The organism is Delftia sp. PX-1, from assembly GCF_055797465.1.
Map to the genome: position 1 here is coordinate 2,283,146 of NZ_CP184763.1, position 20,392 is coordinate 2,303,537.

14 protein-coding genes are annotated in these 20,392 nt (G+C 69.9%); 11 read left to right on the forward strand and 3 right to left on the reverse strand.

Annotated features, from left to right (window positions below):
• The first annotated feature begins 15 nt into the window (after positions 1-15).
• The 6 genes from ACN20X_RS10595 to ACN20X_RS10620 all read left to right on the forward strand — a co-directional run bounded on the left by ACN20X_RS10595 (position 16) and on the right by ACN20X_RS10620 (position 7,678).
• Positions 16-2,406 carry a xanthine dehydrogenase family protein molybdopterin-binding subunit gene (locus ACN20X_RS10595; protein ID WP_473210569.1) on the forward strand — a complete coding sequence of 797 codons (2,391 nt, stop codon included), beginning with the start codon at positions 16-18 and terminating at the stop codon, positions 2,404-2,406.
• A gap of 10 nt (positions 2,407-2,416) precedes the next feature.
• The gene (locus ACN20X_RS10600; protein WP_074921584.1) at positions 2,417-3,208 is read left to right on the forward strand and encodes an FAD binding domain-containing protein; all 792 of its coding nucleotides are present in this window, start codon (positions 2,417-2,419) and stop codon (positions 3,206-3,208) included.
• Between the two features lie 157 nt (positions 3,209-3,365).
• Complete coding sequence (locus tag ACN20X_RS10605) at positions 3,366-4,307, forward strand: AAA family ATPase (RefSeq protein WP_473210570.1); 942 nt, start codon at positions 3,366-3,368, stop codon at positions 4,305-4,307.
• On the forward strand, positions 4,304-5,569 hold the full coding sequence (locus tag ACN20X_RS10610) for a vWA domain-containing protein (RefSeq protein WP_473210571.1): 1,266 nt from the start codon (positions 4,304-4,306) through the stop codon (positions 5,567-5,569). Before ACN20X_RS10605 ends, ACN20X_RS10610 begins: the two co-directional genes overlap by 4 nt.
• Before the next feature lie 38 nt (positions 5,570-5,607).
• Positions 5,608-6,339 (forward strand): CoxG family protein, encoded by a 732-nt coding sequence (locus ACN20X_RS10615; protein WP_016448920.1) that lies wholly within the window; start codon positions 5,608-5,610, stop codon positions 6,337-6,339.
• Positions 6,340-6,607: 268 nt separating this feature from the next.
• The gene (locus tag ACN20X_RS10620; RefSeq protein WP_016452484.1) at positions 6,608-7,678 is read left to right on the forward strand and encodes an XdhC family protein; all 1,071 of its coding nucleotides are present in this window, start codon (positions 6,608-6,610) and stop codon (positions 7,676-7,678) included.
• Here the strand turns inward: ACN20X_RS10620 and ACN20X_RS10625 are convergent.
• Positions 7,675-8,061 (reverse strand): nuclear transport factor 2 family protein, encoded by a 387-nt coding sequence (locus tag ACN20X_RS10625; protein ID WP_016452483.1) that lies wholly within the window; start codon positions 8,059-8,061, stop codon positions 7,675-7,677. The two genes, ACN20X_RS10620 and ACN20X_RS10625, sit on opposite strands and share 4 nt — an antisense overlap.
• A gap of 423 nt (positions 8,062-8,484) precedes the next feature.
• On the opposite strand from ACN20X_RS10625, the gene ACN20X_RS10630 reads away from it, so the two are divergent.
• From ACN20X_RS10630 to ACN20X_RS10645, 4 genes are all read left to right on the forward strand, one after another.
• Positions 8,485-10,092, forward strand: coding sequence for an efflux RND transporter periplasmic adaptor subunit (locus ACN20X_RS10630; RefSeq protein ID WP_473210572.1), 1,608 nt, complete (start codon positions 8,485-8,487; stop codon positions 10,090-10,092).
• A 45-nt stretch (positions 10,093-10,137) separates the two neighbouring features.
• A complete protein-coding gene (locus ACN20X_RS10635; RefSeq protein ID WP_047471886.1) occupies positions 10,138-13,269 on the forward strand; it encodes an MdtB/MuxB family multidrug efflux RND transporter permease subunit in 3,132 nt (1,043 codons plus the stop codon).
• A 348-nt stretch (positions 13,270-13,617) separates the two neighbouring features.
• On the forward strand, positions 13,618-16,779 hold the full coding sequence (locus ACN20X_RS10640) for a multidrug efflux RND transporter permease subunit (RefSeq protein ID WP_209800938.1): 3,162 nt from the start codon (positions 13,618-13,620) through the stop codon (positions 16,777-16,779).
• 23 nt (positions 16,780-16,802) lie between these two features.
• Positions 16,803-18,302: an efflux transporter outer membrane subunit gene (locus tag ACN20X_RS10645; RefSeq protein ID WP_473210573.1), complete on the forward strand. Its 1,500-nt coding sequence runs from the start codon at positions 16,803-16,805 to the stop codon at positions 18,300-18,302.
• Between the two features lie 3 nt (positions 18,303-18,305).
• On the opposite strand, the gene ACN20X_RS10650 is transcribed toward ACN20X_RS10645, so the two are convergent.
• Positions 18,306-18,671 carry a hypothetical protein gene (locus ACN20X_RS10650; protein WP_016454686.1) on the reverse strand — a complete coding sequence of 122 codons (366 nt, stop codon included), beginning with the start codon at positions 18,669-18,671 and terminating at the stop codon, positions 18,306-18,308.
• Positions 18,672-18,684: 13 nt separating this feature from the next.
• On the opposite strand from ACN20X_RS10650, the gene ACN20X_RS10655 reads away from it, so the two are divergent.
• Complete coding sequence (locus ACN20X_RS10655) at positions 18,685-19,458, forward strand: ABC transporter ATP-binding protein (RefSeq protein ID WP_473210574.1); 774 nt, start codon at positions 18,685-18,687, stop codon at positions 19,456-19,458.
• Positions 19,459-19,494: 36 nt separating this feature from the next.
• On the opposite strand, the gene ACN20X_RS10660 is transcribed toward ACN20X_RS10655, so the two are convergent.
• Positions 19,495-20,307 carry a LytR/AlgR family response regulator transcription factor gene (locus ACN20X_RS10660; RefSeq protein ID WP_046987141.1) on the reverse strand — a complete coding sequence of 271 codons (813 nt, stop codon included), beginning with the start codon at positions 20,305-20,307 and terminating at the stop codon, positions 19,495-19,497.
• Positions 20,308-20,392: the final 85 nt, after the last annotated feature.

Here is a 20,392-nt window from a genome sequence, read left to right on the forward strand (position 1 = left end):
CACAAGGAGACAGCCATGGGTGCATCCGACTTTTCCAAGCTCCCCCACATCGGCGAGCCCGTCAAGCGCAAGGAGGACTACCGCTTCCTCACGGGCGCGGGCCAGTACACCGACGACATCGCGCTGGCCGCCCAGGCCCATGCGGTGTTCGTGCGCTCGCCGCACGCGCATGCGCGCGTGCGCTCCGTTTCCACCGATGCGGCCAGGGCCGCGCCCGGCGTCATCGGCGTGCTCACGGGCGCCGACGTGGCGGCCGACAAGATCAACGGCCTGCCCTGCGGCTGGCTGATCACCAGCACCAACGGCGAGCCCATGAAGGAGCCGCCGCATCCCATCCTGGCGCTGGACACCGTGCGCTACGTGGGCGACCAGGTCGCCATGGTCGTGGCCGAGACGCTGGAGCAGGCGCGCGACGCGGCCGAGCTGGTGGAGGTGGACTACGACCCGCTGCCCGCCGTGGTGCTGGTGGCCGACGCGGCGGCCGGCAGCGTGCCCGGCGCGGTGGTGCACGACATCGCCCCCGACAACCACTGCTACAAATGGGCCATCGGCGACAAGGCCGCCGTGGATGCCGTGTTCGCCGGTGCCGCCCACATCGCCCAGCTGGACCTGGTCAACAACCGCCTGGTTCCCAACGCCATGGAGCCGCGCGCGGCCATCGGCAGCTACAGCCGCGCCAATGACGAGTACACGCTGTACGTGGCCAACCAGAACCCGCACGTCGAGCGGCTGCTGATGACGGCCTTCGTCATGGGCCTGCCCGAGCACAAGGTGCGCGTGATCGCGCCCGACGTGGGCGGCGGCTTCGGCTCCAAGATCTTCCTGTATGCCGAGGATGTCTGCCTGACCTGGGGCGCGCGAAAGCTCAACCGCAACATCAAGTGGACGGCCGACCGCAGCGAATCCTTCCTCACCGACGCCCATGGCCGCGACCACGTCAGCCATGCCGAGATGGCCATGGACGCCAGCGGCAAGTTCCTGGCCATGCGCGTGCACACGGATGCCAACCTGGGCGCCTACCTGAGCACCTTCGCCAGCGCCGTGCCCACCATCCTCTATGCCACCTTGCTGGCTGGCCAGTACGCCACGCCCCAGGTCTATGTGGAAGTCGATGCCTGGTTCACCCACACCGCGCCCGTCGATGCCTACCGGGGCGCGGGCCGGCCCGAGGCCACCTACCTGCTGGAGCGCCTGGTCAGCCGCTGCGCCTGGCAGCTGAACCTGTCCCAGGCCGAGATACGGCGGCGCAACTTCGTCACCAGCTTCCCCTACCAGACGCCCGTGGCCCTGCAGTACGACGTGGGTGACTACGGCGCCTGCATGGACAAGGCCGAGGCCCTGGCCGACGTGGCCGGCTTTGCCGCGCGCCGTGCCGACAGCGAGGCGCGGGGCCTCAGGCGCGGCCTGGGCTACAGCAGCTACATCGAGGCCTGCGGCCTGGCGCCCAGCAACATCGCGGGCGCCCTGGGCGCGCGGGCAGGCTTGTTCGAATGCGGCGAGGTGCGCGTGCACCCCACGGGCAGCGTCACCGTGTTCACGGGCTCGCACAGCCACGGCCAGGGGCACGAGACCACCTTTGCCCAGGTGGTGGCCGCGCGCCTGGGAATACCCGTGGAGAACGTGGACATCGTCCACGGCGACACGGGCCGCGTGCCGTTCGGCATGGGCACTTACGGATCACGCTCCATCAGCGTGGGCGGCGCGGCCATCATGAAGGCGCTGGACAAGATCGAGGCCAAGGCCAAGAAGATCGCGGCCCACCTGATGGAGGCCAGCGACGCCGACATCGACTTCGCGGGCGGCGAGTTCACGGTGCGAGGCACGGACAAGAAAATCCCCTTCGCCCAGATCGCGCTCACCGCCTATGTGCCGCACAACTACCCGCTGGACAAGCTGGAGCCCGGCCTCAACGAAACCGCCTTCTACGACCCCACCAACTTCACCTTTCCCGCAGGCACCTACATCTGCGAGGTCGAGGTGGACCCGGCCACGGGCGTGGTGCGCGTGGACCGCTTCAGCGCCGTGGACGACTTCGGCACCATCATCAATCCCATGATCGTCGAGGGCCAGGTGCACGGCGGCGTGGCCCAGGGCATAGGCCAGGCGCTGCTGGAAAACTGCGTCTACGACCGCGAGACCGGCCAGCTGCTCACCGGCAGCTTCATGGACTACGCCATGCCGCGCGCCGACGATTTCCCCGAATTCAAGCTCGGCACCGTCTGCACGCCCTGCACGCACAACCCGCTGGGCACCAAGGGCTGCGGCGAGGCGGGGGCCATAGGCTCGCCGCCCGCCGTCATCAATGCCGTGCTTGACGCACTGCATCCCCTGGGTGTCAGGGACCTGGACATGCCGGCCAGCCCGCACCGTGTCTGGTCGGCCGTCGACGCCGCAGCCACCTCCTGAGGAGAGCGCCATGTACGCATTCACCTATGAAGCCCCTGGCACCACGGCCGACGCCGCTGCCCTGGCCGCCCAGGGCGGCCAGTACCTGGCCGGAGGCCAAAGCCTGCTGCCATCGATGCGCCTGCGCCTGGCGCGGCCCGAACAGATCGTGGACCTGAACCGCGTCCAGGGCCTGGCCGGCATCGCCGTCAACGGCCAGACCGTGGAAATCCGCGCCATGACACGCCACGCCGACGTGGCCGCCAACCCGCAGGTCCAGGCCGCCATCCCGGCCCTGGCCGAGCTGGCCGGCGGCATCGGCGACCGCCAGGTGCGTGCGCGCGGCACCATCGGCGGCTCGCTGGCCAACAACGACCCCGCTGCCTGCTACCCCAGCGCCGTGCTGGGCCTGGGCGCCACTGTCGTCACCGACCGGCGCGAGATCGCGGCCGACGACTTCTTCCAGGGCATGTACACCACGGCGCTGGGCAGCGGCGAGCTGATCACGGCCGTGCGCTTTCCCGTGCCGAAGAAGGCCGCCTACCTCAAGTTCAAGCAGCCCGCCTCGCGCTTCGCCCTGGTGGGCGTCTTCGTCGCCCAGACCGACAGCGGCGTGCGCGTGGCCATCACGGGCGCCGGGCTCAGCGTGTTCCGCCACACGGGGCTGGAGGCCGCGCTCAACCAGAGCTTCACGCCCGACGCGGCCGCCCAGGTGCTGATCGACCATGCCGACCTCAACAGCGACCTGCATGCCAGCGCGCGCTACCGGGCGCAGTTGATCAGCGTGCAGACGCAGCGTGCGGTATCGCAGATGCTGGGGTGACTATGGTGACCCCCTGAGTCGCTTCGCGCCTTCCCCCTTGAAGGGGGACGACACCCTCGGTGCGGGGCGGCCCTTCCTCGGTGTCCCTGAGTTGGATTGCGCCAGTTTTGCGCAGCGCAGACGAAGCGCAGTTCCATGACGATTGGATAAGGACTGAATGAAGGTTCCCGAGCAAGCCATTGCCTCCATAGACGCCCTGGTCGCCGCGCTGCAGGCCGAAGGCTATTTCGCCGACCGGCGCCTGGCCACGGCCGTCTTCCTGGCCCTGCGGCTGCAGCGTCCGCTGCTGCTGGAGGGCGAGCCCGGCGTGGGCAAGACCGCGCTGGCCCAGGCGCTGGCACGAGTGCTGGCGCGCCGCCTAATCCGGCTGCAGTGCTATGACGGCATGGAGCAGCGCGAGGCGCTGTATGAATGGAACTACGCGGCCCAGCTGCTGCACCTGCGTGCGGCCGAGCTGGCCTCGGCGCAGCCCGCGGCTGCACCGCAGCACGACCGCATGCAGCGCGCCGAGCAGGAGGTCTACCAGGAGCGCTACCTGGTAAGCCGCCCGCTGCTGCAGGCCCTGCAGCAGCCCGAGCCCGGCGCCGTGCTGCTGATCGACGAGATCGACCGCGCCGACGAGCCCTTCGAGGCCTTCCTGCTCGAATACCTGGGCGAGTACCAGGTCAGCATTCCCGAGCTGGGCACGGTGGCGGCGCGCGTGCCGCCCGTGACCGTGCTCACCAGCAACCGCACGCGCGACCTGCACGACGCCGTCAAGCGCCGCTGCCTCTACCACTGGCTGGACTATCCCGGGCGCGAGCGCGAGCTGGCCATCGTGCGCGCCCTGGTGCCCGGGGCCGGGCAGGCCCTGACCGCCCAGGTGGCGAGCTTCGTGGGACGGCTGCGCAGCCAGCCCTTTGCCGACGCCTTCCAGCGCGTGCCCGGCATTGCCGAAAGCGTGGAATGGGCCAAGGCCCTGGTGGCGCTGGACACCCTGGTGGTCGATCCCGAAGTCGTGCACGACACGGCCGGCATCCTCTTCAAGCAGCGCGAGGACGTGGCCGCGCTCACACCCGAGCGGCTGCAGCAACTGCTGGCGCCGGAGCCCGCGCCGTGACGGCTGGGGCAGCCGGTGCCGCCGGTGCCGCCGGTGCCGCCGATAGGGGCGAGCGCACCAGCTGGCTGGGCGATGCGCGCAGCGGCAAGCTCGCCGGCAACCTGGTCGGCTTTGCGCGTGCGCTGCGCCGCGCGGGCGTGCCCGTGGATGGCGGGCGCATGGCGCTGGCCCAGCAGGCCCTGTCCCTGGTCGGCCTGGCGCGCGAGGACATGGCCGCCGCGCTGGAGGCCGTATTTGTGAGCAACGCCCAGGACCGCGCCGTGTTCCGCGAACTGTTCGACGCCTACTTCCGCAATCCCGACGTGGCCCGGCAACTGCTGGCCCAGTTGCTGCCGCAGGCGCCCCGGCCGTCCGCGCCGCGCCACCGCCCGCGCGTGCAGGAAGCCCTGTCGCCCCGCCAGGCAGGCGAGGGCAGGGCCGCCGTCGATGAAGAGCTGAAGCTGGACGCCGCCATGACGGCCAGCGAGCGCCACCGCCTGCGCCATGCCGACTTCAACCAGCTCAGCGCCAGCGAATACCTGCTGGTGCAGCGCCTGGCCAGGGACATTGCCCTTTCCTTGCCCCGCTACCGCAGCCGCCGCACGCGCACCGGCCAGCGCGGCGCGGTGCCCGACTGGGCTGCCAGCCTGCGCGCGGCATCGCACCACGGCGGCGAAATGCTGCAGCTGCTGCGGCGCGAACGGCGGCGCCTGCCGCTGCCCTGGCTGGCCCTGGTCGATGTCTCGGGCTCCATGGAGCGCTATGCGCGGCTGCTGCTGGCCTTCCTGCACGCGGCCACCGGCACGCAGCGCCATGCGGGCCTGCGCCGCCAGGTCTTCAGCTTCGGCACCGAGCTGCGCGACCTGGGCCCGGCCTTTGCCCAGGCCGATACAGACGCCATGCTCGAGCGCGCCAGCGCCGCCATTGCCGACTTTGGCGGCGGCACGCGCCTGGGCAGCAGCCTGGGCGAACTGCGCCGCCTGCATGCGCGCCACCAGGTTTCAGGCCTGGTGGGCCGGCGCACCCTGGTGCTCATCATCAGCGACGGCCTGGACACCGGCGATGCCGCCGAGCTGGACCGCGAACTGGCCTGGCTGCGCCGCCACAGCGCGCGGCTGCTGTGGCTCAACCCGCTGCTGCGCTTTGACGGGTATGCCCCACTGGCCCAGGGGGCGGCCGTGCTGCATCGTCATGCCCATGCCATGCTTGCGGTACACAACCTGGAATCGCTGCAGCAACTGGCCGGTCACCTGGCGCGGCTGCTGGCGGCGCCAGGCCGCTGAGCCGCTTGCGGCCACCCCCATCGCAGAAAGGAATTGCCATGGAAATGCAAGCCAGCCGTTCCCTCGCCGTCAGCCAGCAGCAGGCCTGGGAGGCGCTCAACGATCCCGAAACGCTCAAGGCCTGCCTGGCCGGCTGCGACCGCTTCGAACCCCAGGGCGATGACCAGTACGCCGTGGGCATGGCGGTCAAGGTGGGGCCGGTATCGGCCAAGTTCAGCGGCAAGGTCACGCTGTCCGACATCACGCCGCCCGAGCGCTACCGCATCGCCTTTGAAGGCCAGGGCGGCGTGGCCGGCTTCGGCAAGGGCGAGGCCGACGTCACCCTCACCCCCGAGCCCGCTGACGCCGCAGGCCAGCCGCGCTGCCTGCTCAGCTACAGCGTGCAGGCCCAGGTCGGCGGCAAGATCGCCCAACTGGGCCAGCGGCTGATCGACGGCGCCGCGCGCAACATGGCCGACGACTTCTTCGCGCGCTTCGACACGCTGATGCAGCAGCGCCACCCGCGCGCGCCCGCAGCGCCTGCCGATGCAGGCGACACCGCCGACCTGTCCCACCTGCCTGCCGGCCTGGCCGATGAAACCGGCCACATCGAGCCCACCGTGGACGCCCAGGCCTGGGAGCACGACGCCGCAGCCGGCGTGGCCACGCCGCTGGATGCCGCACCGGCCACCGAGGCCGAGGAACGCTCGCGCCGCGCCATCCCGCTGTGGTGCTGGGGGCTGGCCATCGTCGTCGTCCTGGGCGCCGGCTGGCTGCTTTCGCGGTACTAGGGCGCTCCCCCTGAGCGGCTGCGCCGCTTCCCCCTCTCTCGCTTCGCGGGAGGGGGACGACGCCCTCGGCTGGGCGCCCCCGCCGCGAGGCGGCTCTTGCTCGGCGTCTCTGGCCTCAGATTTGTTGTGGCTTCTATGCTTCGCCCTGCGCTACCAAGCCCTTTTTACATGCTGCTGCACCCTTCTTGATGCAGAGAGACAATAGCCGCCGAAAAGCGCCAGGCGCCCAGCTGCACAGGCAAGCCAGGTGCCGGCGTGGAGATTTGCAATGGAAAACCTGGATGTTCATGTTCTGCGCCACCTCGCGCAATGGCGCGCTCAGGGCGAGCGCGCGCTGCTGGCCACGGTGGTGCGTACCTGGGGCTCGTCGCCCCGGCCCATCGGCTCCATCATGGCGCTGGGGGCCTCGGGCGCCGTGGTCGGCTCCGTGTCCGGCGGCTGCATCGAGGACGACCTGATCGCCCGCTACAGCCACGCCTCGGACGCCGACGCCCTGCGTGACGGCGCGCCCCGGCTGCTGCGCTACGGCGTCAGCGCCGACGAGGCCCACCGCTTCGGCCTGCCCTGCGGCGGCACGCTGGAGCTGCTGCTCGAATTCAATCCCGACGCTGCTGCGCTGCAGCAACTCGTGCAATGGCTGGACGAAGGCCGCATGGTGCGGCGCACCGTGGACAAGGCCACGGGCCAGGTCGTCCAGCAGGTCAGCGACGCGCCCGAGCCGCTGGTGCATGCCGGGCAGCAGGTCGCCAACAGCTTCGGTCCCGAGTACCGCATGCTGCTCATCGGCGCAGGCCAGCTGTCCGAATACCTGGCCACCATGGCGCTGTTCAACGGCTTTGCGGTCACCGTCTGCGACCCGCGCGAGGAATACAGCCGCCACTGGAGCGTGGCCGGCGTGCAGCTGTCGCGCGAGATGCCCGACGACCTCGTGCGCACCATGCGCGCCGATGCGCGCACCTGCATCATCGGCCTCACGCACGACCCCAAGCTCGACGACCTGGCCCTCATGGAAGCCCTGGAATCCCCGGCCTTCTACGTGGGCGCCATCGGCTCGCGCCGCAACACCGCGCTGCGCCTGCAGCGCCTGAGCGAGCACTTCGGCCTGGGCGACGCACAGCTGGCACGCCTGCGCGGCCCCATCGGCCTGTACATAGGCAGCAAGACGCCCCCCGAAATCGCCGTCAGCATCATGGCCGAGGTCCTGGCCGCCAAAAACGGCGTGGCCCTGCCACGCGGCATGACCGTGGAAGAAGGCAAGCTTGCCGCCGCCCAGCCCCCGCAGCCGCTGGAGGATGACGGGCCCGAGGGCATCACGCCCCTGGTGTGCGGGGTGGGTTAGACCACCGCATGGAAGGCCTTGTTGGCAATCTTCCAGCCCGCTTCCGTCTTGAGCAGCACGAAGTAGTCGATGAAGGTGATGGCGCCGTGCACCAGGGTGATCTTGGCGCTGGCCGCCGTGCCGCCGATGTCGATGGCGTCGATGCTGCGGCGGCGCGTGGCCTCGTCGGCGGCGGGCTGGCCCTTGAAGCGGGCGCAGTAGGTGTCGATGTCCCAGGAGGTCAGCGGGCCTTCGCGCACGCTTTCGATGCGGGCGGTGGGCATGAAGGCGGCGCGCATGTGGGCGCTGTTGTCTTCGGCATGGCCGCGCATGTACAGCTCCAGCGGCACGCGCACGGCGGCTTCTTCGGGGTGGTCGGTCAGGCGTGGGTTGGCAGTCGTCATGGTGTTCTCCTGGGACGGATGGATGGCGGCCTGCGCCTGCAGGCCGGCGGCCGCGCATGGTAGCCACAAGCGCGGGGGGCCGTCCAACGGGGTGCCAGGCGCGACCTGCGCCGGGTTGGAGTGCAATGCCTTGTTTTCAATGGGCTTTCGGGCCGATGCGCCCCGCATTGGCCGTGCCTGGGTCAACAGTGTTGTGAGCGCCGTGCCCTGTCTGAGGCCCTGCCGACGGGTGGCCGACCTGTTTCCCAAAAACGCTCTGGCCAGGGCGGGTAAAGCCGGGGTAAAGCGGGGGTAATGCCTGCGTAAAACGGCGATCTGCCTCGTTTTGGAGAGCATGGGACTGGCTACCATAGCCGCATCCGCCGCCGTGCCCCGTTCCGGGGCCGGGCCCACGGCTTCCTCCCACGATTTCCCGCAGTGACCATGAAACGCCTGTCCAGCAGCCCCCTTGTTGCAGATGCCCACGGCGCACGCCAGCGTGGCCGGATACGGCCTGCCCTGATGTGGGGCGTGGTGGCATTGGCCCTGGTGGCGGGGGGCGGGCTGTGGTGGTGGAACAAGCGTGCGCCGGCGCAGGGCGAGCAGGCCTCGGCCGGTGCGCCCGGCCCGGGTGGCGGGCGTGCGGGAGGCGGCCGGCGCGGCCCCGGCGGGCCGGGTGGGCCTGGCGGCCCCGGCGCCATGGGTGCCCAGGCGCAGCCGGTGTCCGTGGGCGTGGTGGAGCGGCGCGACATGCGCGTGCTGATCAGCGCCATCGGCACCATGAACCCTCGCGCCACGGCCGTGGTGCGCGCCAAGGTGTCGGGCGAGTTGCTGCGCCTGCATTTCAAGGAAGGCGACGAGGTCAAGGCCGGCCAGCTGCTGGCCGAGATCGATCCGCGCAGCTTCCAGGCCAGCTTCAACCAGATCCAGGGCACGCTGCAGCGCGACCAGGCGCTGCTCAAGAACGCCCAGCTGGACCTGCAGCGCTACAAGGAGCTGCAGGCCCAGGATTCCATTGCCGGCCAGCAGGTCGATACCCAGGCTGCGCTGGTGCGCCAGTACCAGGGCACGGTGGCCGCCGACCAGGCCCAGGCCGATGCGGCCAGGCTGCAACTGAGCTACACGCGCATCACGGCGCCCATTGCGGGCCGGCTGGGCCTGCGCCAGGCCGACCGGGGCAATGTGGTCAACCCTTCGGATGCCAACGGCATCGTCACCATCACGCAGGTCAAGCCCATCGATGCGGTGTTCTCCGTGCCCGAGGCGCATGTGGGCACGCTGGCGCGGCGCCTGGCCGAGGGCCGCGAGCTGCCCGTGGAGCTGTGGGACCGGGACCTCAAGCAGCAGCTGGGGCGCGGCCGCCTGAATGCGGTGGACAACAGCATCGACATCGCCACCGGCACCATCAAGGCCAAGGCCGCCTTCGACAATGCCGAGGGCCGGCTGTTCGCCAACCAGTTCGTCAACGTCAGGCTGGAAGTGGACCGGCTGGAGCAGGCGCTGACCGTGCCGACCACGGCCGTGCAGAACAACTACGTCTACCTGGTCCAGGAGGATGGCACGGTGACGCAGCGGCGCATCGCCGTGGGCGTGACCGATGGCGACCGGGTGAGCGTGAAGGGCGAACTCAAGCCTGGCGAGCAGGTGGTGGTCGATGGCATTGACCGCCTGCGCGAAGGCGCCAAGGTCACGGTGATCGAGCCCGACAAGGTGCAGAAGGTGGACCAGGCCGTGCAGGACGCCTCCAGCCAGCCGCGCGGCATGCGCAATCTGCCGCCCGATGTGCGCGCCAAGCTGGCGACCATGAACCCCGACGAGCGCAAGGCCTACCTGCAGAAGCTGCGCGCCGAGCGCGGTGGGCAGCGCAATGGTGGCAATGGCGGTGGCAACAGTGGCGGCAGCAATGGCGCCGGCAGCGGCGCACCGGCCGCCGAAGGTTCCGCGCCTGCATCCCAGGCACCTGCGCCGTCACCGGGCTCGCCCCAGCCATCGCCCGGCCCGGCGTCTGCCGCTCCGGCGGCTCCAGCGGCTCCCGCTCCTGCCGGGCGCTGAGCAGCGCCCGGCACCTGAAGACCGCAAGCCCTTCCAGGCGGCCCCATGAATCTTTCCCGCATCTTCATCCTGCGACCCGTCGCCACATCGCTGCTGATGGTGGCGGTGCTGATCGCCGGCCTGCTGGCCTACCGGCTGCTGCCGATCTCGGCCCTGCCCGAGGTGGACTACCCCACCATCCAGGTCACCACGCTGTACCCGGGCGCCAGCCCCGACGTGATGACCTCCAACGTCACCGCGCCGCTGGAGCGCCAGCTCGGCCAGATGCCGGGGCTGTCGCAGATGTCGTCCACCAGTTCGGGCGGCGCCTCGGTGATCACGCTGCGCTTTGCGCTGGACATGGCCATGGACGTGGCCGAGCAGCAGGTGCAGGCCGCCATCAACGCGGGTGCCAACCTGCTGCCCAGCGACCTGCCCATGCCCCCGCTGTACAGCAAGGTCAATCCGGCGGATGCGCCCATCCTCACACTGGCCATCACCTCGCCCTCGCTGCCGGTGATCCGCGTCAATGACCTGGTGGAAAACCGCCTGGCGCCCAAGCTCTCGCAGGTCAACGGCGTGGGGCTGGTGGCGATTGCCGGTGGGCGCCGTCCCGCCGTGCGCATCCAGGCCAACCCGACGGCGCTGGCCGGCCTGGGCATGACGCTGGACGATGTGCGCACCGCCATCGCCGCCGCCAACGTCAAGCAGGCCAAGGGCGGCTTCGACGGGCCGGCGCGCGCCTCTACCATCGATGCCAACGACCAGCTGCAGTCGGCGGCCGAGTACCGCAACCTCATCATCGCCTTCAAGAACGGCCTGCCCGTGCGCCTGTCCGACATCGCCCAGACCGTGGACGATGCCGAGAATACGCGCCTGGCCGCCTGGGCCGGCACGCCCGAGGGTGGTTCGCGCGCGGGCGTGATCCTCAACATCCGGCGCCAGCCCGGCGCCAATGTGATCGAGACGGTGGACCGCATCAAGGCGCTGCTGCCCCAGCTCAAGGAGACCCTGCCGGCCTCGCTGGACGTGCAGGTGCTGACCGACCGCACGGTGACCATCCGCGCCTCGGTCAACGACATGCAGCTGGAGCTGATGCTGGCCATCGCCCTGGTGGTGGCGGTGATCTTCGTCTTCCTGCGCAGCGCCTCGGCCACGCTGATACCGAGCTTTGCCGTGCCGCTGTCGCTGATCGGCACCTTCGGCGTGATGTACCTGGCCGGTTTTTCCATCAACAACCTCACGCTGATGGCGCTGACGATCTCCACCGGCTTCGTGGTGGACGATGCCATCGTGATGATCGAGAACATCGCGCGCTTCGTGGAAAAGGGCGAGCCGCCCATGCAGGCCGCGCTCAAGGGCGCCAGGCAGATCGGCTTCACCATCATCTCGCTGACGATTTCGCTGATCGCCGTGCTGATCCCGCTGCTGTTCATGGGCGACGTGGTGGGGCGGCTGTTCCACGAGTTCGCCATCACCATGGCGGTGGCCATCCTGATCTCGGCCGTGGTCTCGCTGACGCTCACGCCCATGCTGTGCGCGCGGCTGCTGCGCCACCAGCCCGAAGGGGCCGAGGAGGAAAAGCATGGCCGCCTGTACCACGCCACGGGCCGTTTCTTCGACCGCACCATCGCCGGCTACGGCCGCATCCTCACCTGGGTACTGGACCGCCGGGGCCTGACATGGATCGTCTTCCTGGCCACGCTGGCCGTGACCGTGCTGCTGTACTTTGCCGTGCCCAAGGGCTTCTTCCCGGACCAGGACACGGGCACCATCCAGGCCACGACCGAGGCCGACCAGTCCATCTCGTTTGCCGCCATGGCCGAGCGCCAGCAGGCCCTGGCCGAGCTGCTGCTCAAGGACCCGGCCGTGCAGAGCATCTCGTCCTTCATCGGCGTCGATGGCAGCAACACCACGCTGAACACGGGCCGGCTGCTGATCGACCTCAAGCCCCATGGCCAGCGCGATGGCGTGCCCGCCGTGCTGCGCCGCCTGTCCGACGATGCGCTGCAGATCCCGGGCATACGCCTGTACGCCCAGCCCGTGCAGGACCTGACCATCGAGGACCGCGTGGCGCGCACCCAGTACCAGCTGCTGATGTCCTCGCCCGACATGGCGCAGCTGGCCAAGAGCACCCAGGCCTTGGTCGAGCGCATGCATGACCTGCCCGAGCTGGTGGACGTGGGCAGCGACCTGCAGGACCAGGGCCTGCAGGCCTTCGTGCAGATCGACCGGGCCCAGGCCAGCCGGCTGGGCGTGACGGTCTCGGCCATCGACACGGCGTTGTACAACGCCTTCGGCCAGCGGCTGATCTCCACCATCTTCACGCAGTCCAACCAGTACCGCGTGGTGCTGGAGGTGGCGCCGCAGTTCAAGGTCGGGCCCGAGGCGCTGCAGTCCATCTACGTGGCCTCCAGCGCGGGCGCGCCCGTGCCGCTGTCCTCGGTGGCCACGGTCAGCGAGCGGCCCATGGCCCTGGCCGTGAACCATGTGGGCCAGCTGCCCGCCGCCACCATCTCGTTCAACACTGCGCCCGGCGTGTCGCTGGGCCATGCCGTCAAGGCCGTGCAGGACCTGATGGCCCAGCTGCGCACCGAGGGCCATATGCCGCTGTCGGTGGACGCTGCCTTCCAGGGCGCGGCCCTGGCCTTCCAGGCCTCGCTGTCCAACACGCTGCTGCTGGTGCTGGCGGCGGTGATCACCATGTACATCGTGCTGGGCGTGCTCTATGAGAGCACCATCCACCCGGTGACCATCCTGTCCACGCTGCCCTCGGCCGGCGTGGGCGCGCTGCTGGCCCTGCTGCTGGCGGGGCTGGACCTGGACATCATCGCCATCATCGGCATCGTGCTGCTGATCGGCATCGTCAAGAAGAACGCGATCATGATGATCGACTTCGCGCTGGAGGCGCAGCGCGAGGAGGGGCATACGCCGCGCGAGGCCATCTACCAGGCCTGCCTGCTGCGGTTCCGGCCTATCCTGATGACGACCTTGGCGGCTTTGCTGGGGGCCTTGCCGTTGATGCTGGGGACGGGGGTGGGCAGTGAGTTGCGGCATCCGTTGGGGGTGACGTTGGTGGGGGGCTTGCTGGTGAGTCAGTTGCTGACTCTGTTCACTACGCCTGTGATTTATTTGACGTTTGAGGGGTGGGCGCAGAGGTGGCGGGATCGTTCTTCTCGGGAGAGCGTTCATGCCTGAGCTTGCGCTCTTGTCTTGGCTGGCGCCGCTGGCCGGGGTTCGGCCCGGCGGCCGACCTACTTTCTTGCCTCGCAGCAAGAAAGTAGGCAAAGAAATGCGCCCCCACTGCCCACGACCCTTCGCTTCGCTGCGGGCAACCTGCGTTGGGCACGATGCGGGGTGTGCCGCAGAACTCGCTTTGCGCTTCGCGCGCCGCTCAGACAACTGCGGCAAGTCAGATGACGAAGCAAGCCTGTCCTTCGGCAGGCTTGCCACCCCGCATCGCCCCCAACGCAGGCGTGGGCAGAGGGGGGAAGGCCGGGGGACGGGCCATCGCTTCGCTCGGCCTGGGGTTTTTGGGGCTGGGTCATGAGCCAGCTTTCCAATCTCTCGGCGCCGTTCATCTTCCGGCCCATTGCCACCATGCTGATGACCATCGGCCTGGCGCTGGCGGGGGCAGTGTCGTATTTCCTGCTGCCGGTGGCGCCGCTGCCGCAGGTGGACTATCCGACGATTTCGGTGTCGGCCAGCCTGCCGGGTGCAAGCCCCGACACCATGGCTGCCACGGTGGCGACGCCGCTGGAGCGGGCGCTGGGGGCGATTGCGGGGGTCAATGAGATCACGTCCAGCTCCAGCCTGGGCAGTACACGCATCACGCTGCAGTTCGATCTGTCGCGCACGGTGGACAGCGCGGCGCGAGATGTGCAGGCCGCCATCAATGCGGCGCGCACGCTGCTGCCTTCGGGCATGCCGGGCAATCCGACGTATCGCAAGGTGAATCCGGCCGATGCGCCGATCATGATCCTGGCGCTGACGTCCAGCGCGCTGACGCGCGGGCAGATGTATGACGCGGCGTCCACCGTGCTGGCGCAGAAGCTCTCGCAGGTGGAGGGCGTGGGCCAGGCGTCCATCAGCGGGGGGGCGCTGCCGGCCGTGCGCGTGGAGCTGGACCCGGTGAAGCTGGCGGCCAATGGCGTGTCGCTGGACCAGGTGCGTACCGCCATTTCGGCCACGAATGCCAACCGGCCGCTGGGCGCGGTGGAGCGCGAGGACCATTACTGGCAGGTGACCGCCAATGACCAGGCCCGCGTGGCGGCCGACTATGCGCCGCTTGTGCTGCGCTGGAGCAATGGCAATGCGATCCGGCTGCAGGACGTGGCCGATGTCACGGATTCGGTGCAGGACGTGCGCAACTACGGCGTGGCCAATGGCAAGCCCGCCATCCTGCTGCAGATCTTCAAGCAGCCCGATGCCAACATCCTGGAGGCCGTGGCGCGCGTGCGCTCTTTGCTGCCGCAGCTCAAGGCGTCCATCCCCGAGGCGATCGATCTGACCATCGTGTCCGACCGCACGCCCACGCTGCGCGCCTCGGTGGTGGAGGTGGAACGGGCGCTGTTGATCGCCGTGGCGCTGGTGATCCTGGTGGTGTTCCTGTTCCTGCGCAATGGCCGGGCCACGCTGATTCCGGCCGTGGCCGTGCCGGTGTCGCTGGCGGGCACGTTCGGCGTGATGTACCTGGCCGGCTATACGCTGGACAACCTGTCGCTGATGGCGCTGACCGTGGCCACGGGCTTTGTGGTGGACGATGCCATCGTGGTGCTGGAGAACGTGATGCGCCACATGGAGCGCGGCAAGACCGCGCTGCGCGCGGCGCTGGACGGGGCGCGCGAGATCGGGTTCACCGTGGTGTCCATGAGCCTGTCGCTGATCGCGGTGTTCGTGCCCATCCTGTTCATGGGCGGCATCGTGGGGCGGTTCTTCCGCGAGTTCGCGGTGGTGATGTCGGCGGCGATTCTGATCTCGATGGTGGTGTCGCTGACCACCACGCCCATGATGTGCGCGGCGCTGCTGCGGCCGCAGCGGCCTGCTGCACAGGCGCGTCCGCGCGGGCCAATGGGCCGCGCCTGGGACCGCTTCGGCGCCTGGGTGGGCCGTGCCGAGCGGCGTGCCATGTCCGGCTACCGCGCAAGCCTGGCCTGGTGCCTGCGCCACCAGCCGCTGGTGCTGCTGGTGCTGGCCGGCGTGGTGGCGCTGAACGTGCACCTGTACATGGCCATCGACAAGGGCTTCATGCCCAGCCAGGACACGGGCCGCGTGATGGGCTTCATCCGGGCCGACCAGTCCACCTCCTACCAGGCCATGGAGCAGCGGCTCAAGCGCTTCCTGTCCATCGTGCAGGAAGACCCGGCCGTGGAGTACGTGACGGGCTTCACGGGCGGCGGCCAGCGCAATGCGGCCAACATGTTCATGTCGCTCAAGCCGCTGGCCGAGCGCAAGGTATCGTCCGACGAGGTGATCAACCGCCTGCGCGACAAGCTCAAGAACGAGCCCGGCGCGAGGCTGTTCATGGTCACGCAAAGCGATATCCGCATCGGCGGGCGGCAAAGCTCGGGCTCGTACGACTACACGCTGCAGGCTGACGACATCCAGGACCTGCGCACCTGGGAGCCGCGCATCCGCCAGGTGCTGTCGCAGCTGCCCCAGCTCACGGACGTGAACAGCGATGTCTCCGACTTCGGCCTGCAGACCTCGCTGGTGATCGACCGCGACGCGGCCACGCGCCTGGGGCTGACGGTGGCGCAGATCGACGGCACGCTCAACAACGCCTTCGGCCAGCGCCAGGTGGGCGTGATCTACAACCCGCTCAACCAGTACCGCGTGGTGATGGAGGCCGCGCCGCGCTACCTGCAAAGCCCCGAGACGCTGCGCGGCTTCTTCTTCGTGAACAACCAGGGCGAGCAGGTGCCGCTGACCTCGTTTGCGCGCATCACCACCACCAACACGCCGCTGTCCGTGAACCACGACCGGGGCACGCCGGCCAGCACCATCAGCTTCAGCCTGGCCGAAGGCGTGGCGCTGTCGGATGCCAGCGACGCCATCCGCGCGGCCGTGGCCGAGCTGGGCGTGCCCGTGTCGGTGCGCGGCAGCTTCAGCGGCACGGCCGGGGCCTTCCAGCAGGCGCTGTCGGGGCAGCCGCTGCTGATCCTGGCGGCCATCATCACCATCTACCTGGTGCTGGGCGTGCTCTATGAGAGCCTGGTGCATCCGCTGACCATCCTGTCCACGCTGCCCTCGGCCGGCGTGGGCGCGCTGATGGCGCTGATGCTGTTCAAGACGGAGTTCTCGCTGATCGCGCTGATCGGGGTGATATTGCTGATCGGCATCGTCAAGAAGAACGCCATCATGATGATCGACTTCGCGCTGGAGCGGCAGCGCGCCGGCCATGCCACGGCTGCCCAGGCCATCTACCGCGCCTGCGAACTGCGGCTGCGCCCCATCCTCATGACCAGCCTGGCGGCCATCTGCGGCGCGCTGCCGCTGGCCCTGGGCCGGGGCGATGGCGCCGAGCTGCGCCAGCCGCTGGGCATTGCCATCGTGGGCGGCCTGATGCTGAGCCAGCTGCTCACGCTCTACACCACGCCCGTGGTCTATGTGCTGCTGGACAGGCTGCGCCAGCGTGTCATGGGCCTGCGTGGCCGCGTGCAGGGCAAGGACCGCGGCACCCCTGTGCCCGCCGCATCACCCCAGTGAACCGAATCCGAAAGCCCAAGGCCATGCAGCTGAAGACACTCCAAACCCCGGCGATCTGGCTGGCAGCCGCGCTGCTGGCCGGCTGCTCCACGCAGAGCGCCTACCAGCGCCCCGCACTCGAGGTGCCGGCCCAGTTCAAGGAAGCCACGCCAGAGGCGGCCGAGGCCGGCATCTGGCGGCCCGCAGATCCGTCGCGCGCGCAAGTGCCCGACAACTGGTGGGAGCTGTTCGGCGACGAGCAGCTCAACCGCCTGCAGCAGCAGGCCGCCACCGGCAACCAGAGCATCGCCCAGGCCGCCGCGCGCCTGCGTGCCGCGCAGGCGGCCGTGGCCAGCAGCCAGGCCGGGCTGTTCCCCACGCTGGGCAGCACGGCCGGCGCCACGCGCTCGCGCAGCGGCGGGGCCTCCGGTGCATCGGGTGCATCAGGCACGGGCGGCAACACCGGCAGTAGCGGCAACATCTCGACCAACTACTCGCTGGGCCTGAACGCCAGCTGGGAACTGGACCTGTGGGGCCGCGTGTCGGGCACGGTCAGCGCCAGCCAGGCCAGCGCCCAGGCCAGCAGCGACGACCTGGCCGCCGCGCGCCTGTCGGCCCAGGCATCGATCACGCAGACCTATTTCTCGCTGCGCGCGGCCGATGCCAGCGTGCGGCTGCTGCAGGAAACACTGCAGAGCTACGAGCAGAGCCTGAAGCTCACCAACAACCGCTACCGCGCGGGCGTGGCCTCGTCGGCCGACGTGGCCCAGGCCGAGGCGCAGTACAAAAGCACCCAGGCCCAGCTCATCGAGGCGCAGACCAGCCGCGCCCAGCTGGAGCACGCCCTGGCCGCGCTGCTGGGCCTGCCGCCTGCGGCCTTCAGCCTGGAGGCCGGCGCCGAGCTGCCGCCGCCGCCCGAGGTGCCGGCCATGCTGTCGTCCCAACTGCTGGAGCAGCGCCCCGACATTGCTGCGGCCGAGCGCCGCGTGGCCGCCGCCAATGCCCAGGTGGGCGTGGCGCGCGCGGCCTTCTTCCCGGCGCTCACGCTGTCGGCCTCGGCGGGCTACCGGGGTGCATCGCTGTCCAACCTGGTGAGTGCGCCCAACCTGTTCTGGTCGCTGGGCCCCTCGCTGGCGCTGGCGCTGTTCGACGGCGGCGCGCGCACGGCGGCCGTGGAGTCGGCGCGTGCCTCGCTGGACCTGGCTGCTGCCACCTACCGCCAGACCGTGCTGACGGCGTTGCAGGAGGTGGAGGACAACCTGGTCACCGCATCCGCCCTGGCGCGCGAGCAGCAGGTGCAGATCGAGGCCGTGGCCGCCGCGCAGAAGGCGCTGGATGTCGTCAACAACCAGTACCGCGCGGGCACGGTGGCCTATCTGAATGTGCTCAGCGCCCAGACCACGGTGCTGTCGGCGCGGCGCAGCCTGATCGATGTGCGCAACCGGCGGCTGGCCGCCGTCAACACCTTGCTCAAGAACGTGGCCGGGCGCTGGGAGCCGCTGGGACCGGCCTCCGTGCAGGGGCCGCAGGCTGTCGCGCGCTGATGTTCAGTCCTGCAGCTCAAAGGCCTGGCGCAGTGCTTCGCCGAAGGCCGCGCTGCCGCTGATCGACAGGTTCACCGTGGTGCGGCCATCCCCGGCCGCCACGGATTGCAGGCGCGCCGTGGCTGCGTCAAAGCGCCAGTCCAGCGGCTGGCCGCCGTCGTCCTGGGCCTGCAGCTCGTAGTCCCAGTCGCCGCCTTCCTCGATGGGGCCGCGCCGGCCCTTGAAGCGGCGGTGCGCCCAGGCCAGCAATTGCTCCACCTCGGCCGCCAGCGCCGGTACGCGCGTGGCGGGCACGCTGGCCATGGCGTCCCAGCAGCCCGTGCCTTCGTCGTCTTCGCTGTAGTCGAAATCCAGGTAGTCGAGGGTCATGGTGGCGGTCCGCATGCGTAGTGCGTGGTTGAAAAAGGGAAAGCCCGGCATTGTGCCGCGTGCACAATCGCCCGCATCGCAGAACCGGAAAGACATTCAGATGGACACCGCACAGCAATCGATGGCGCCGCCGATGGTGAGCGCGCAGGCCCTGCGCTTCGGGCAGCCGGGTCTTCTGCTGTGGGATGGCGCCTCGCACGACTGGCCCGTGGGCCTGTGCCTGGTGCGCGGCGGCGAGGGCTGCGGCAAGACCAGCCTGCTGCAGGCGCTGGCCGGCCATTTGCCCTTGCAGGGCGGGCGCCTGGTATATCCGCAGCAGCCGGACCCGTCGCAGCGCCCCGCACTGTTCTGGCGCGACCCGCGCGCCGAACTGTCCAATGCCGAGCGCGCCCGGCCCGCGCAGGAATGGGTGCAGGCCCAGCGGCAATTGCACCCGGCCTGGAGCGAGGCTGCCTGGCAGGCCCATGCCGACGGCCTGGGGCTGGAGCCCCATCTGCACAAGCCCCTGCTGGCCCTGTCCACGGGCAGCCTGCGCAAGCTGTGGATGGCGGCGGGCTGGGCCAGCGGCGTGCCGCTGCTGCTGATCGACGAGCCGCTGGCCGCGCTGGACCGGGGATCGATGGACCATGTGCAGCGCACGCTGGCGGGGCTGAACCGGGCCGGCCAGCAATCTGCGCCCGTGGCCGGGCACGGGCCGCGCTGCGTGATCGTCGCGCACTGGGACGAGATGCAGGGCGTGGCCTGGGACGACGTGCTGGACCTGCCCGATCAGCCGCCGCTGCGCTGACGGAGCCGGCGTCTACATCGCCACCTACATCGCCACCTACATCGCCTTGAACCGCTGCGCGTAGAGGCGGCTGACGGCCAGTTTCTCCGCTCGCTCGCGCAGCTGCAGCCACAGCCGGCCGGCCTCGTCGCGCTGGGCGCTGGCAATGGCGGCTGCGCGCACCACGGTGCCACGGTGCACCTGCCAGAAATCCTCGGCGTCCAGCCGGGGCAGCAGCTCCTTGAGCGGCGTGCGCACCAGGTACTCATGTGATGCCGTGAGCACACGCACGTACTTGTCGGCGGCCTCGAAGTAGACGACGTCCTGCACGGGCACCATCTGGATCTGCGTGCCCACGCCGGCCTGGATCATCTGCAGCGGCGGCTCGGTGGCGGTGGCGGCGGGGGCCGTGGCACCGGCCAGGTGCCGCAATTGCTCCAGCGCCTGCGCCAGCGCAGCGCCGGCCGGGGCCACCGTGCGCTGGGCCAGCAGCTCGCGCAGGCGCTGCACGCTGCGCGCCAGCCGCTCGGGCTGCACGGGCTTGAGCAGGTAGTCCACGGCCTGGGCCTCGAAGGCGTCCATGGCGTACTGGTCGTAGGCGGTCACGAAGACGAGGATGGGAAACGGCTGCGCCTCTGGCCAGGCGTCGGCCAGTTCGGCGGCGGCCTCCAGGCCGCTCTGGCCCGGCATGCGGATGTCGAAGAACAGCACATCGGGCTGCAGCGCCAGCGCCTGCCGGGCGGCACTCAGGCCGTCGCCCACCATGGCGGCGATCTGCAGCTCGGGCCAGGCGCGGGCCAGTGCCTGGCGCAGGTCCTCGGCCAGCAGGGGTTCGTCTTCGGCGATCAGGGCGCGGGGGGAGGAGGTCATTTCAGTCTTCTATTTCACTTGCGCATTGCCGACAGCGTATGAAACTGGCGCGGCCCAACTCAGGGACACCGAGGAAGGGCAGCCC